Source organism: uncultured Tateyamaria sp., assembly GCF_947503465.1.
Taxonomy (GTDB): Bacteria; Pseudomonadota; Alphaproteobacteria; order Rhodobacterales; family Rhodobacteraceae; genus Tateyamaria.
The window spans coordinates 1-14,004 of sequence record NZ_CANNDN010000007.1 but is presented as its reverse complement, the minus strand read 5'-3'; the positions used below and the strand labels follow the sequence as shown (position 1 = coordinate 14,004).

Sequence of the window (14,004 nt, the reverse complement as noted above, 5' to 3'; positions counted from 1 at the left end):
TGTATACCATGGTATACAAAATAATCAGATCGTCAATTCCCCGCCCATACCGACGCGGGCACAAAGACGTGTCCGGCGGCCAGTTTGCGCGCGGTGCGCACCAGCCCGGCAGCCTTGATCGCTGTTCCTGCTTCGGTTTGGTCATAATCGACAAGCACGTCGATCCGACCCGACGCATGTTCCAGGGTGATCCGCGCCGGGTTTTCGTTTGGTACCGGCGCGTCGGCCACTGTGCCGGGTGTCAGGACGCAGGACGCCAGGCATTGGGCACCCGTCACGGCCATGGTCGGATGGGTTTTCCACGGCATGAAATAGCGTGCGGCGACGGTTCCGCCCGCGCGGGCCGGTGCGAGCAGCCCGAATTTCGGTGTGACCGATTGCGACACGTCCCCCATGCCCATCAACGCGCCCGCCTTGATCCGCACTGCTTCCATCCGTGCAAAGAAATCTGCGTTTTCGTCCAGCTCGGCCGCGCTTTCATAGCCGGTCAGGCCAAAACTGGTGGCCCTGGCGATGACCATGGGCATGGCAACGTCCATGCATGTAACCGGGATGCCGTCGATTGTGTCGGTCAGGTTGCCGGTCGGCAGGAAGGCGCCTGTGACCCCACCCACGGTGTCCATGAACGTCAGCGCCACCGGGGCGGCGGTGCCGGGGACGCCGTCGATCTGGGCGTCGCCCTCGTAGCTGACGGTTCCGCCCGGCGTTTTCACAACGGCCGCAACCCGGGCGCCGGTATTGACCGCGTGGATATTGACCGGGGTTTCGTCGGTCCGGGCGGCCACCAGCCCCATCTCGATTGCGGCAGGTCCGACGCCGGACAGGATGTTACCGCAGGTCGGCCTGAAATCCACGAGACGGTCCTCGACGCTGACCTGTGCAAAGAAGTAATCCACGTCGGCCCAATCATCGTCCGAGGCGGACAGCATCGCCACCTTGGTTGTCACCGCAGCCCCGCCGCCAATGCCGTCGATATTGAGCGGGTGGCCCGAGCCGACCATGGCGATCAGCACCTCGGCCAGGGTGTCGAGATCCTCGGGCAGGTCGGCGCGGTTCAGGTATGGCCCGCGCGAGGTGCCGCCACGCATGAACAGGAATGGAATGGCTGTTTGCGTCATGTCAAAGGCCACGGCAGATCGACATAGTCCTGCAAAAGACCGGGTGGAAAGTCCCGATTCAACAGTCCCGCCATGGTGCACATGAAGGCGATGCCCACAGCGGTGTAGACCCCGGCCACAACGGTGCCAAGCTGTGCCCGCATCCTGAGGAAGGCGAACAGGAACAAGCCGAGCGCAAGGATGAACCCCAGCAGCGAAGTGAGGATCAGCAGTGCGGCGAACCACGCGAGTGTGGGCCAGAGCCCGTGCGTGGCGTCGGCATCGTCGCCTTGCCGCTCGCGGTCGGCAAAGATCGTGTCGGTCTCGGGCCTAAGCATCATGCGGATGATCAGGATCACGCAGCCCACAAGGCACACGCCCGCCACGAACATCGGGAAGGTGCGGTCGCGGCTGAACGACGGGATCGAGGCAGCGTCATAGAAGGCGTAGGCGATGTAGGCGGTAACGGCGATCAGAAACACCAACGGCGCGCGCTTCGACCCTGACTGTACATCGCCTTCGGCCATGATGTTCTTGGACTGGCGCAAGCCCACCACAACCGACAGGACCGTGATGATGATCAACACGATAACGATGGGGGAAAAGATATAGTCCAACCCGTCCTCCATCCCCTTGCGGAACCGGGATTGCGCGATTTGAAGCGCCTGGTTGGCGTAGGTTTCCGCCGGGTTGGACAGGACAAAGCCGATCAGGAACGCGGGCCGCGACCAGTCGAAGCGGCGCATCAGGATGCCCAAGAAGCCGATGGCAAAGAGGGCGACGAGGTCCATCAGGTTCTGACCGGATTGGAAGGCGGCAAAGCTGATGATCATGAACAGGAACGGGGCCAGCAGCGCAAAACGGATGGTGGTGAGCTTGGCGATGCCGCCTGAGGCTGCGATGCAGATGATTGTGCCCACGACGTTCGCCAGCGCCAGCAACCAGACGATGGAATAAGTGATGTCGAGGTTGTTCTTGAGCATCGCGGGGCCGACTTCGATCTGGCCGGAGCCAAGCAGCGCGATGGCCCCGATGAAGATCGCCATGGAGCCGGAGCCGGGGATGCCGAACAGAAGGGTGGGGACCAGCCCGCCGCCCTCCTTGGCATTGTTCGAACTTTCCGGACCGATCACGCCGCGCACTTCGCCCTTGCCGAAGTTTGACTTGTCCCTGGTTGTTTGCACTGCGTGACCATATGCGATCCAGTCCACGACCGATCCGCCAAGGCCGGGGATCACGCCCACAACGACCCCGATGATCGAACAGCGGACCGAAAGCCAGACATTGGCGAACCAGTCCTTGACCCCATCAAGCCAGCCGCCGCCCAGCGATTGTTCCTTGGCGATGGCGCGGTCCTGACGCAGCAGCGAGATGATCTCGGGGATGGCGAAGATGCCGAGGCCCACGATCACCAGCTTCAGCCCGTCGGTGAGGTAGGGGTAGTCGTAGGACGACATGCGCAGATCGCCGGATGACGCCCCTTCGCCAATGGTGCCGATCAGCATCCCGAGGCCTGCGGCGACCAGCCCCTTGATCGCGACGCGGCCGGCAAGGATGCCGACCATGGAGAGACCGAAGATCGTGATCATCAAAAGTTCCGGGGTGCGGAATTCCAACACGATGGGCCGCGCGATCAGGATGAAGATGGTCAGGAAACTTGCCCCGACCAGCCCGCCAAACAGCGACGAGGCGAAGGCGGCGGAAAGGGCACGCGCCGCCTGGCCGCGTTTGGCCATGGGAAAGCCGTCCAGCACGGTGGCCTGCGACGCGGATGATCCGGGGATGCCCATCAGCACGGATGCGAAAGTGTCCGAGGTCGGCACGACCGCCACCATGCCGACCATGAGCGCGAGGCCCAGGATCGGGTCCATGCCGAACATGAAGGGCAAGAGCAGCGACAGGCCCGCGATGCCGCCCAGACCGGGGAAGACCCCGATGCACAGGCCCATCACAACCCCCAGCACCAGATAGCCCAGAACAATCGGTTGCAGGATCAGCGCCCAGGCATCGCCAAGGGCGGGCAGGGCGGTTGCCAGAATGTCCATGAGATGCCCCTACTTTGCTTGATGAAACACCCCGCGCGTGCGGCGGGATGTTCCGAAAGCAAAGCCTAGTTCAGCGTGACGCCATACCGTTCTTCCAGCCAGCCAACGACAAAGTCCTTGGCGGCCTGGGGCACTTCTGTGCCGCTTGTCAGGGCCGCGGCCGCTTCGGCGCCCGTCATCTGCGGGTACTTGCCCAGACGGCCCGAGGAAATCTCGGCAAAGTCTGCGCGGGCCTTGATCGCTTCAAAGGCCTGCGTATAGGTCGCGATGGCATCTGCGGACGCGCCATTGGGCAGGAACACCATCTTCTGCGCAGGGAAGCCCGCGATGAAGAACGCTTTCCATGCGTCCCACTGTTCGCCCGAGGTTTCGCAGCCTGCGGTCGCTTCGCACACTTCCTTGAACGTCGGCATGTCGGGGAAGGTCGGATCGCGCACGATGTTGCCTGCGTCATCCAACGCGCCCCAGCTCATCATCGGAACGGCTGTGCCCGCCTCGACCAGTGGTGTTACGCCTTTCAGATACGAGGACGAGGTCTGGTAGTCGATGTTGGCCTCACCGCGTTCGAACATCAGGCGGCCATCACCACGGCCCTTGATGCCAAAGACGGGCTCGACCTGAAGGCCCAGCATTTCCCAGGCCAGAAGCGGCACGAGGTCAAGGCGTGTGGCGCCTTGCGAGCCGTAGATGAAATCCTCGCCCTGAAGGCCGGATGCGTCGAGGCCATCCATCTTGGCGGCCATTTCAGGTGGCAGATAGGCAACGCCGCCCGTACCCGAGGCCAGAACGACATTCCAGTCGGCGTAATTGTATTTCACGCGGGGATCACCCAGCAGGAATGGAAACTGTGTCGAACCGGACGACCCGAAGATCAATGTGCCTTCACTGTCTTCGTATTTCTGTTCCTGGAAGAAGTTCGCGCCCTTGGTCGAGCCGGCACCCGGCATGAATTTCACGACGACGGTGGGTTGGCCGGGCAGTGCTTCGGACAGAAGCGGTGCATAGAAGTTGGCCCATTTGGCCGACCCGCCGGTTTCCGAGAACGGGATGATCCATTCGACGGTCTTGCCTTCCAGATCGATACCATGGCCGCCCGCGTTGGCCTGAACGGCGAATGTCGCGGCTGCCGCAGCCACAAGGCTGCAGGCCACACGACGTGTGGTTTTGAAGATGGACATATGTTCCTCCCTTATGTGCAGGGGGCCCGTTCGCAGGCCCGCCAATACAGAATCACCGGGCTGTCCTCGCTCGGTTGATGTCGGTAGGCTGACCTGCGAACCTTGCACGAAACTTTCGAACGCGGAAATTCGATGCGCATCACGCTTGTTGAGGACAATGTCGGCCTGGCCAAAGGCATCGCCTATCGGTTGGTAGATGCCGGGCATGCCGTTGACGTGCTGCATGACGGAAGCGATGCAGCCGCGTTTCTGAAGGGTGACATGTCCGACATGATCATTTTGGATATCAACCTGCCCGGCACCGACGGGTTGCAGATCCTGTCGGATTTGCGTGGTCGGGGGGACCAGCGGCCCGTGGTGCTGTTGACCGCGCGGGCCAAGACCGAAGACCGCGTGCTGGGTCTGGATGCCGGGGCTGATGACTACCTGATCAAGCCCTTCGAGATGGCCGAACTGGAGGCGCGCGTGCGTGCGCTGGCCCGCCGTCGCGCGGTCCCCCAACGCCAGGTTCAAAGGATCGGGCGGCTGCATTTCGATCCCGACGCGCGGCAGCTTCTTGATGGCTGGGTACCGATCGAATTGCCCCGCCGCGAATTGTCGGTTTTCGAGTGCCTTCTGGCGGCGCAGGGTCGACTGGTGCCAAAGGCGCGCCTGCTGGATTATGCCTATGGCGTGGGTGCCGATGTTGATGAAAAGGTGGTCGAGGTCTACGTCTCCCGGCTGCGGACGCGGCTGAGGCCCCATGGCCTGGCCATCAAGGCGCAGCGCGGGCTTGGCTACCAACTGCTGGACGAAAGCGTCCTGTGATGTTCCGCTCTTTGCGTGCGCGCCTGATCCTGATCATCCTGACGCCCCTGTTGCTGATTGCGGTTCTGTTTTCGGTACTGGAGTTCCGCAATACATCGGTTCGGGCCGGTGACATCTTTGACCGGGGGCTGTTGTCGGCGGCGTTGGCCGTGTCGCGGGACGTCGCCATGTCCGGCGGTGACGCGCTGACCCCGCCCACGCGGCGGCTGATCAGCGACACGTCCGGGGGCGAGGTGTTTTATCACGTGTATGCCCCGGACGGCGTATTTGTCACCGGATACGCGACCCCGCCGCCCCCGCCGCAGGACACGCCGCCGATCCTGTCCGAGCCGTTGTTTTACGACGCGACCTATCAGGGCCGCAATGTGCGCGTGTTGCGTTTTCAGGACGGTGCCACCCTGGACGGGGTGACCGGGCTGTTCACCATTTCGGTGTGGCAGGACATGGCGGTCCGTGCGTCCTTTGTGCGGACCGTGGCGTCGCGCACCGTGGCCGTCATGGCGTTGCTGTTGCTGGCGGTTGCCCTGATCGTGTGGTTCGGGGTGCGGTTCGGGTTGAAACCGCTTATGGACCTGGAAGACGCCATTGCCAGCAGGACACCCAGCGACCTGACCCCCATTCGCCGTCCCGTCCCCGCCGAAGCGCTGGGCATCGTTGCCACCCTGAATGGCCTTCTGGACCGGGTCGCGCGCCGCATCAGTTCGAAGGACGAATTCATTTCGAACGCGGCGCACCAGTTGCGCAACCCCATTGCCGGGGTGCTGGCCCTTGCCGAAGCCGTGGAAAGCGCGCCAAGCCAAAAGGCCGCCAAGGCGCGCAGTGCCGAACTGGTCGCCGCCGCGCGGCAGGCGACGCATCTGACCAATCAGATGTTGTCCTTCGAGCGCGCCAAGGGGTCGGACACGCCCCATCAGCATGGCGACGTGGATCTGGTCGACTTGTGCGGCGCGGTAATTGATCGCTTCCGTGCGACATCCTCGGTGCCGCACGATCACGTCGATATCTCGTTCGTCGCTGCCGAAAGCGCCCTGTCCATTCCCGGGGACACCGTGATGTTGCAAGAGGCGGTATTGAACCTCTTGACCAATGCGGTCCTGCATGGCGGACCCGGTCTGTCCGGGATCGAGGTGACGTTGGCGCGGGTCGGATCGCTGGTCCGGCTGGTGGTGCAGGACAACGGGGTGGGCATTGCGCCCGAGGATCGCGTGCTGGCGGTCGGCCGGTTCAGCCAGGCCCAGGCCGGGCCGGGCACGGGGCTGGGCCTGCCAATCGCGGCACGTGTGATCGAAAGCCATGGCGGACGGCTGATGATCGGGGACGCAGCACGCGGGGCGCGCATTGTGATCGAACTGCCGGTGCCACTGCCTGCCGTACGAACTCAATCTGCATGATCAAGTGGCTTGAACCCGCGGCCCAGCGGCCCCCAGGCACATAGGGTCAACAGCGCGGCCCCAACCGCGGCAACGATGAACGGCGACGTCAGGGCAACGTCGCGAGGAACATAGGTCTCGGACCCGCTGACGATCAGGCCGGACAGCAGCAGGCCGATGGGCATCATGCCCCATGCCAGAAGCCGGTAAATGCTGTTCACGCGGCCCAGCAGGGCATCGGGGATTGATCGCTGCCGGTAGGATACGGATACGGTGTTCCAGATCAGCCCGGTGAATTCGAACATCGCAAGGACCAGCGCCAGCACGTAGCCATTGGGCGCAAGGGGGATGATGGCAAAGGCCAGCGCAGAGGCGAGCGTCATCCACCTGGCCGCACCGCTTTGCCCCATCCGCGCGACAACCCGCGCCGCCACCAGCCCGCCCGCGATGCCGCCGATCGCGCCCGCGGCCAGGATCAACCCATAGCCCTGCGCCCCGATCCCAAGGTTTTCCTGCACATGCAACACCAGAGCGATCACCACCATCTGGTGCAGCAGGTTCCAGACCCCGGTGATCACGGCCAGCACCTGCAGAAACGGCGCCGCCCGCAAGAAGGCGAGACCCTGCGCCAGGTCGGTCCGCCACGCGGTCTGTGTCGCGCGTTCCGGCTTGAACTGCCCGCGCAGGGTCAGAACCAGAAGGGCGGCGAGCGCAAACATGGCCGCGTTCAGTGCAAAGGGCGTCCACAGGACGGCGGCAATCAGGAAGGCGCCCAGGGCCGGACCCAAAAGCGAATTACCGACCAGTTCCACGCTCCAAAGCCGCCCGTTGGCCTGTTCAAGTTGCGCATGGGGCACGAGCGCCGGAAGGATGGTCTGCGCCGCGTTGTCGCGAAACACCTCTGCCGTGCCAACGATCAGCGCACATATCAGCAAGGCCAGAAACAGGGTGGGATGCGCCGTACCGTCTGCGGGCGCAGGATCAAGCGGCATCACCCGCCACACACACAGCGCAGCCGCAGCGAAGGCCACACAGCGCAGCACATCCATGCCAAGGATCAGCCGCTTGCGATCCACCCGGTCGGTCACGACACCCGCAGGCAAGGCAAACAGGAACCAGGGCAGGCGCAATGCGATGGGCATCAGCGCAATCAACAGCGGATCGCGGCTGAGCAGTGAGGCGATCCAGGCCCACACCACCACGGCAATGCCATCGGCCAGGTTCGTCATGCCACTTGCGGCAATGAACCGGGGCAGGGGATTGGGCTGTGTCATGCAGGGCCTGTATGATTGCGTGATCCACGAGTAGGATATCAAGCCCCCTTGAGGTCAAGCGGAAAGATGCACGGCCCCTCTGGCAATGAGGGCGGTGCCACGATAGCGTCTGCCAAGCCCTCAAAGACCGGTTTCCCGCATGTCCCCGAATACTCTTGGCGCGCTATTGATGATGGCGTCGATGGCATCCTTCACGCTGAACGACACGCTGATCAAGCTGACCGGCGGCGCCGTCCCCCTGATGCAGCTTCTGGTGATCCGGGGTGTGCTGTCGTCGATCCTGATTGTCGCGTTGGCGCGGTGGCTGGGCCGCATCCATTTTCGTATTGCGCGCCGGGACTGGGGCCTGATCGCCCTCAGGTCGCTGGCCGAGGTCGGGGCCGCCTACTTCTTCATGACGGCCTTGCTGAACATGCCGCTCGCCAATGTGACGGCGATCCTGCAGGTTCTGCCGTTGACGGTCGCGGTCGGTGCCGCGCTGGTTTTTCGCGAACCGCTGGGGTGGCGTCGGATGTCGGCCATCCTTCTCGGGTTCATGGGAATGCTGCTTATCGTCCGCCCCGGCCCCGAGGGGTTTTCGCTTTGGTCTGTTTATGCGTTGATCGCGGTGGCCTGTGTCACCGTGCGTGACCTGGCAACGCGGCGGTTGTCGCCGGATGTGCCGTCAATGACCGTCACATTGGTGGCGGCGCTGACCGTTATGGCCTTTGCCGGGGTGGCATCGACCACGACCACATGGGTGCCCCTCGACACGCGGATGGCACTGCTGATCAGCGGCGCCTCGGTCTTTATCATCGGCGGATACTTCTTTTCCGTGCAGGTTATGCGCGTGGGCGAAATCAGCTTTATCGCGCCGTTCCGCTACACCGGCCTCGTGTGGGCGCTGGTGCTGGGGTGGCTGGTGTTTGGCGACTGGCCGTCGTCGCTGACCCTGACAGGGGCCGCCATTGTGGTTGCGACCGGCCTGTTCACCCTTTACCGCGAAGGGCGGGTGTCAGGGCGCTGAGAAGACCGATCTGATGTGGTCGGCATCGACGCCAAAGCAGGACTTGAATGTCTTTTCCTGCGCGGGTGTCAGTGGCTCAACCGGCCATTGCTTGACCTTCTTCTGGCGGCTGTCGTTAAATCCGTTATGCGTACGGATAAACATGTGTTTGTCGGCATAGGTCACGCAGGGCATGAACTGGGGAATGCGTTCATGCATGTAATTGTGGATGGTAAGCGCCACGCCCCCGGCAATGTGCATGCCCAGCGACGAGACATAGAACGGGCGGTAGATTTCGGTGGCGGCGATCCCGTCGGCCCTAACCTCGGCCACATAGCCCTGGTTCCAGTCAAACGCGACCGTCCTGTGCTTGCGGCACAGGGATTGGGCATCGCGCGCCGCCTCGCGCAGCTTTTCGACAAAGTCGATGCCGCAGGCATCATCATCATCATGCCGGAACTGGATGCAGGGCGCGTCAAAGTCCTTGCGCGCGGCATTCAACACGTCTTTACAGACCTCGCGGCTGTTCCTGGGCGGCTCTTTGACGATCTGGACCTGCGGCAGATGCGCGGTCAGGTCGCGCAACCTGTCTTCGTGCTGTTTGGGGAACTGGTCACCGATCAGCAAGATCAGATCGAAATCCTCGTCGGTTTGCGCCGCAAGGCAGGGCAGGGCCATGGTTTCAAGCAGCCGAAACCGTTCTTCCAACCGGTCCCGGGACCAGAGATAGTCCATCCGCTCTTCGATGGTGTCGTGACCGACCTGGAAGCCGCCAATCGCGGGGTAGGAAAAGCGGCAAAGCCCGATGACTTGCATTGCTGGTACGCCTCGTTGTTGTTCAGTCGACGGCGCGCCGCTGCGCCTCGACCGCCACCTTGTCATAGCTGCGGCCCATGCGCACCTCGTCAAAATACACAACCTGCGTCGGCATCGGTCCACGATGTCTGCTGACGAATGATCGGTAGATGCCGTATTTGAAGTAGTAGTTCTTTGGGGCGTAATTCTGGTTGTAGGCGTGCGCCGCCACGCGCGTGCCGTTCTTATAAACTTCCAGCATGCCGGGCGCAGACTTTGTGTTCAGGCGCACCACGAAATCCGTCCATTTGCCCCGCAACTCGCGGATACTGGCCAGGTTGTAGTCCTTGATGTCGTTGCGAACGTTGTCAAAAGGTCCGGACAGGACATGCACCCGCAAAAAGTAGCGATCGCCCAGCATCTCCATCTGGAATACGCCCGGCTCGGACGGGAAACCGCCGGCAAAACCTGTTGGCCCCCCACGCATCTTGACCTGTCCGACAGTGGTACGAACACGCGAAGACGTCTTGAAGTCGGGCGGCAGGTAGATCGAGAAGGCAATCCACTGGTCCGTGCCGGCACGCCAGTCTTTTTTGACTGTCAGTTCGGAACGTTCACGATCATTGTCGCAGTCGCTCCAGCCAGTGTCCCAGCCGCAATCGCCCGCGCGGACTTCAAATCGTTGGGCGCGCTTGCCCATACGGGTGTTGTCTTTGACTTTGGCAAAACCATGCTGCGTCGTGTTTTTCAACATGCTGCGTTCGACCGGCAACCGCTGTGCGTGGGCCGGAAGGACAGCAAGCAGGTGGGAAATCATCAGGCCAAGGGCCAAAACCAATGCTAAACGTTTCATTCTTCTTCCAAATTTGCCTTGGTGTTAGATGTAACGACGATCTGTCATACCTGTCCAGCGAAAGGGCGCGGACGAGGGTGTGGGAAAATACCGCAAAGGCCTTCCGTTCATGGGGCAGGGCCTGTTGACACCCTAAGAGACTCGCCATATACGCCCGCTATCTCGGCAAGGGGGTCGCCCCGGCACCGAAATCAAAACTTAAGTGGACACGATCCGGCCCCGCATTGGCCCGATCCTCTGGAAACCCACCGCGTCGCCCCGCACACCGGAGCGATTGCGGTTTTTGCGCTGTTGTGGACGCACAGCAAGCGATGGAATTGAAACCGCGGGTAGGACCCGCATGACACATGTGTTGATGAGACGGGGAAAGAACCTGCAATGCCAACGATCCAACAGCTGATCCGCAAGCCGCGGCAGCCAAAAGTTAAACGCTCGAAGTCGCTTCACCTTGAGGGCAACCCTCAGAAGCGCGGCGTGTGCACACGCGTGTACACCACCACACCCAAAAAGCCGAACTCGGCCATGCGGAAGGTTGCCAAGGTGCGCCTGACCAACGGCTTCGAGGTCATCAGCTACATCCCCGGCGAGAGCCACAACCTGCAAGAGCACTCGGTTGTGTTGATCCGCGGCGGTCGTGTCAAAGACCTTCCCGGTGTGCGGTATCACATCCTGCGTGGCGTTCTGGACACCCAGGGCGTCAAAGATCGTAAGCAACGCCGTTCGAAATACGGCGCCAAGCGCCCCAAATAAGGAGAGCAGCAGATGTCACGTCGTCACGCCGCCGAAAAACGCGAAGTCCTGCCCGACGCCAAGTATGGCGATAAGGTTCTGACCAAGTTCATGAACAACCTGATGGTCGATGGCAAGAAATCGACCGCCGAGCGCATCGTCTACAACGCGTTCGACCGGGTTGAATCGAAGATCAAGCGCGCCCCCGTGGAAGTGTTCCACGAAGCGCTGGACAACATCAAACCGTCCGTCGAAGTGCGTTCGCGCCGCGTCGGTGGTGCCACCTACCAGGTGCCTGTTGAGGTTCGTCCCGAGCGCCGCGAAGCGCTGGCCATCCGCTGGTTGATCACAGCCAGCCGCGGCCGCAACGAAAACACGATGGAAGAACGCCTCGCCGGTGAGCTGCTCGACGCTGTACAGTCGCGCGGTACTGCCGTGAAGAAGCGCGAAGACACGCACAAGATGGCCGACGCCAACAAAGCGTTCAGCCACTACCGTTGGTAATCCAGACACCCTGAGGAAGCAGCCCCATGGCACGCGAATATCCGCTCGACCGCTACCGCAACTTTGGCATCATGGCTCACATCGATGCCGGCAAGACCACCTGTTCGGAACGCATCCTGTACTACACAGGCAAGTCCCACAACATCGGTGAGGTGCACGATGGTGCAGCCACCATGGACTGGATGGAGCAGGAGCAGGAACGCGGGATCACCATTACATCGGCTGCGACCACCACGTTCTGGGAACGCACCGAGGACGGTCAGACGGCGGACACCCCCAAGCACCGCCTGAACATCATCGACACGCCTGGCCACGTCGACTTCACCATCGAAGTCGAACGTTCGCTGGCCGTGCTGGACGGTGCTGTCTGTGTTCTGGACGCAAACGCCGGTGTTGAGCCGCAGACCGAAACCGTGTGGCGTCAGGCGGATCGCTACAAGGTGCCGCGCATGGTGTTCGTCAACAAGATGGACAAGATCGGCGCCGACTTCTTCAACTGCGTTCGCATGATCGAAGACCGCACCGGTGCGCGCGCCGTGCCCGTCGGCATTCCGATCGGTGCAGAGACCGAGCTGGAAGGTCTGATCGACCTTGTGACCATGGAAGAGTGGCTGTGGCAGGGCGAGGATCTGGGCGCGTCCTGGATCAAGGCCCCGATCCGTGCCGATCTGGCCGACATGGCCGCCGAATGGCGCGAGAAGATGATCGAGGCCGCCGTCGAACAAGACGACGACGCGATGGAAGCCTACCTTGAAGGCAACGAGCCCGACGTGCCGACCCTGCGCAAATTGCTGCGCAAGGGCACGCTGGCGCTGGACTTCGTCCCGGTTCTGGGCGGCTCGGCCTTCAAGAACAAGGGTGTGCAGCCGCTGCTGAACGCCGTGATCGACTATCTGCCCAGCCCGCTGGACGTTGTGGATTACATGGGCTTCAAACCCGGCGACGAAAACGAAGAGCGTAACATCCCGCGTCGTGCGGATGATGACATGGCGTTTTCGGGCCTGGCCTTCAAAATCATGAACGACCCCTTCGTGGGCTCGCTGACCTTCGTGCGCATCTATTCGGGCACCCTGACCAAGGGTGACTCGATGCTGAACTCGACCAAAGGCAATAACGAGCGCGTTGGTCGGATGATGATGATGCACTCGAACGACCGGGACGAGATCACCGAAGCGTTCGCAGGCGACATCATCGCGCTGGGTGGTCTGAAGAACACCACAACCGGTGACACGCTGTGCGACAAGAACGACCCGGTGGTTCTGGAAACGATGAACTTCCCTGATCCGGTCATCGAGATCGCGGTCGAGCCCAAAACCAAGGGCGACCAGGAGAAGATGAGCCAGGGCCTGGCCCGTCTGGCCGCCGAGGACCCGTCCTTCCGCGTAGAAACCGACATGGAATCCGGTCAGACCATCATGAAGGGCATGGGCGAACTCCACCTCGACATCCTGGTGGACCGTCTGAAGCGCGAGTTCAAGGTCGAAGCCAACATCGGCGCCCCGCAGGTGGCCTACCGCGAGACCATCGGTCACGAGGTCGAGCACACCTATACCCACAAGAAACAGTCGGGTGGGTCGGGTCAGTTCGCCGAAGTGAAGATGATCATCTCGCCGACAGAGCCGGGCGAAGGCTATTCGTTCGAGAGCCGCATCGTCGGCGGTGCCGTGCCCAAGGAATACATCCCGGGCGTGGAAAAGGGCATCAACTCTGTCATGGACAGCGGTCCGCTGGCGGGCTTCCCCGTCATCGACTTCAAGGTGGCCCTGATCGACGGCAAATTCCACGACGTGGACTCATCGGTGCTGGCCTTTGAAATCGCAGCCCGCATGGGCATGCGCGAAGGCATGAAGAAGGCCGGCGCGAAGCTCTTGGAACCGATCATGAAGGTCGAGGTCATCACGCCTGAAGAATATACCGGTGGCATCATCGGTGACCTGACATCGCGTCGGGGTCAGGTGTCGGGCCAGGAAAACCGCGGCAACGCCATCGCCATCGACGCGATGGTGCCGCTGGCCAACATGTTCGGCTACATCAACACGCTGCGTTCGATGTCGTCGGGCCGCGCCCAGTTCACCATGCAATTTGATCACTACGATCCCGTGCCGCAGAACATCAGCGACGAGATCCAGGCGAAATACGCTTAATTCCAGCGGTGGGCAGATTGCCCACCCTACCACCCCCGTAGGGTGGGCAATCTGCCCACCGCGACACGATACAAAGAAGGAGCTTTGCAATGGCAAAGGAAAAGTTTGAACGTACGAAGCCGCACGTTAACATTGGCACGATTGGTCACGTTGACCACGGCAAGACGACGCTGACGGCGGCGATCACGAAGTATTTCGGTGATTTCCAGGCATATGACCAGAT

Annotated in this window: 13 protein-coding genes; 7 read left to right on the top strand and 6 right to left on the bottom strand. The window is 62.0% G+C overall.

What is annotated here, in order from left to right; translation table 11 throughout:
• Positions 1-32: 32 nt before the first annotated feature.
• The 3 genes from Q0844_RS20615 to Q0844_RS20605 all read right to left on the bottom strand — a co-directional run bounded on the left by Q0844_RS20615 (position 33) and on the right by Q0844_RS20605 (position 4,320).
• Positions 33-1,118 (bottom strand): 4-oxalomesaconate tautomerase, encoded by a 1,086-nt coding sequence (locus Q0844_RS20615; RefSeq protein WP_299049107.1) that lies wholly within the window; start codon positions 1,116-1,118, stop codon positions 33-35.
• Positions 1,115-3,142 carry a tripartite tricarboxylate transporter permease gene (locus Q0844_RS20610; protein ID WP_299049104.1) on the bottom strand — a complete coding sequence of 676 codons (2,028 nt, stop codon included), beginning with the start codon at positions 3,140-3,142 and terminating at the stop codon, positions 1,115-1,117. The genes Q0844_RS20615 and Q0844_RS20610 overlap by 4 nt, the downstream gene beginning before the upstream one ends.
• A 65-nt stretch (positions 3,143-3,207) precedes the next feature.
• The gene (locus Q0844_RS20605; protein WP_299049101.1) at positions 3,208-4,320 is read right to left on the bottom strand and encodes a tricarboxylate transporter; all 1,113 of its coding nucleotides are present in this window, start codon (positions 4,318-4,320) and stop codon (positions 3,208-3,210) included.
• A 132-nt stretch (positions 4,321-4,452) separates the two neighbouring features.
• Here Q0844_RS20605 and Q0844_RS20600 point away from each other — a divergent pair, with 132 nt between their 5' ends.
• Together Q0844_RS20600 and Q0844_RS20595 are read left to right on the top strand one after the other, a co-directional pair.
• Positions 4,453-5,127 (top strand): response regulator transcription factor, encoded by a 675-nt coding sequence (locus Q0844_RS20600; protein WP_299049099.1) that lies wholly within the window; start codon positions 4,453-4,455, stop codon positions 5,125-5,127.
• Positions 5,127-6,518 (top strand): sensor histidine kinase, encoded by a 1,392-nt coding sequence (locus Q0844_RS20595; RefSeq protein ID WP_299049097.1) that lies wholly within the window; start codon positions 5,127-5,129, stop codon positions 6,516-6,518. The genes Q0844_RS20600 and Q0844_RS20595 overlap by 1 nt, the downstream gene beginning before the upstream one ends.
• Here the strand turns inward: Q0844_RS20595 and Q0844_RS20590 are convergent.
• Positions 6,506-7,771, bottom strand: a complete 1,266-nt coding sequence (locus Q0844_RS20590) for an MFS transporter (RefSeq protein WP_299049094.1) — start codon at positions 7,769-7,771, stop codon at positions 6,506-6,508. The two genes, Q0844_RS20595 and Q0844_RS20590, sit on opposite strands and share 13 nt — an antisense overlap.
• 139 nt (positions 7,772-7,910) lie before the next feature.
• On the opposite strand from Q0844_RS20590, the gene Q0844_RS20585 reads away from it, so the two are divergent.
• Positions 7,911-8,777 (top strand): DMT family transporter, encoded by an 867-nt coding sequence (locus Q0844_RS20585; RefSeq protein WP_299049092.1) that lies wholly within the window; start codon positions 7,911-7,913, stop codon positions 8,775-8,777.
• Here Q0844_RS20585 and Q0844_RS20580 read toward each other — a convergent pair.
• Positions 8,766-9,572 (bottom strand): putative rhamnosyl transferase, encoded by an 807-nt coding sequence (locus Q0844_RS20580; protein WP_299049088.1) that lies wholly within the window; start codon positions 9,570-9,572, stop codon positions 8,766-8,768. The two genes, Q0844_RS20585 and Q0844_RS20580, sit on opposite strands and share 12 nt — an antisense overlap.
• Positions 9,573-9,594: 22 nt before the next feature.
• Entirely contained in the window at positions 9,595-10,383 is a 789-nt protein-coding gene (locus Q0844_RS20575) for a heparin lyase I family protein (protein WP_299049087.1), read from the bottom strand.
• 399 nt (positions 10,384-10,782) lie between these two features.
• Here Q0844_RS20575 and rpsL point away from each other — a divergent pair, with 399 nt between their 5' ends.
• The 4 genes from rpsL to Q0844_RS20555 form a co-directional block, all read left to right on the top strand.
• A complete protein-coding gene (gene rpsL, locus Q0844_RS20570) occupies positions 10,783-11,154 on the top strand; it encodes a 30S ribosomal protein S12 (RefSeq protein ID WP_024809820.1) in 372 nt (123 codons plus the stop codon).
• 12 nt (positions 11,155-11,166) lie between these two features.
• A complete protein-coding gene (gene rpsG, locus Q0844_RS20565) occupies positions 11,167-11,637 on the top strand; it encodes a 30S ribosomal protein S7 (protein ID WP_076628880.1) in 471 nt (156 codons plus the stop codon).
• 26 nt (positions 11,638-11,663) lie between these two features.
• Positions 11,664-13,781: an elongation factor G gene (gene fusA / locus Q0844_RS20560; RefSeq protein ID WP_299049073.1), complete on the top strand. Its 2,118-nt coding sequence runs from the start codon at positions 11,664-11,666 to the stop codon at positions 13,779-13,781.
• An 89-nt stretch (positions 13,782-13,870) separates the two neighbouring features.
• A partial coding sequence (locus tag Q0844_RS20555; RefSeq protein ID WP_299049224.1) for a GTP-binding protein occupies positions 13,871-14,004 on the top strand: 134 nt, incomplete at its 3' end.

Excerpts from the sequence above, each read along its gene's own strand:
- Q0844_RS20615 (WP_299049107.1), bottom strand. The coding sequence starts at position 1,118 with ATGACGCAAACAGCCATTCCATTCCTGTTCATGCGTGGCGGCACCTCG.
- Q0844_RS20610 (WP_299049104.1), bottom strand. The coding sequence starts at position 3,142 with ATGGACATTCTGGCAACCGCCCTGCCCGCCCTTGGCGATGCCTGGGCG.
- Q0844_RS20605 (WP_299049101.1), bottom strand. The coding sequence starts at position 4,320 with ATGTCCATCTTCAAAACCACACGTCGTGTGGCCTGCAGCCTTGTGGCT.
- Q0844_RS20600 (WP_299049099.1), top strand. The coding sequence starts at position 4,453 with ATGCGCATCACGCTTGTTGAGGACAATGTCGGCCTGGCCAAAGGCATC.
- Q0844_RS20595 (WP_299049097.1), top strand. The coding sequence starts at position 5,127 with ATGTTCCGCTCTTTGCGTGCGCGCCTGATCCTGATCATCCTGACGCCC.
- Q0844_RS20590 (WP_299049094.1), bottom strand. The coding sequence starts at position 7,771 with ATGACACAGCCCAATCCCCTGCCCCGGTTCATTGCCGCAAGTGGCATG.
- Q0844_RS20585 (WP_299049092.1), top strand. The coding sequence starts at position 7,911 with ATGTCCCCGAATACTCTTGGCGCGCTATTGATGATGGCGTCGATGGCA.
- Q0844_RS20580 (WP_299049088.1), bottom strand. The coding sequence starts at position 9,572 with ATGCAAGTCATCGGGCTTTGCCGCTTTTCCTACCCCGCGATTGGCGGC.
- rpsL (WP_024809820.1), top strand. The coding sequence starts at position 10,783 with ATGCCAACGATCCAACAGCTGATCCGCAAGCCGCGGCAGCCAAAAGTT.
- rpsG (WP_076628880.1), top strand. The coding sequence starts at position 11,167 with ATGTCACGTCGTCACGCCGCCGAAAAACGCGAAGTCCTGCCCGACGCC.
- fusA (WP_299049073.1), top strand. The coding sequence starts at position 11,664 with ATGGCACGCGAATATCCGCTCGACCGCTACCGCAACTTTGGCATCATG.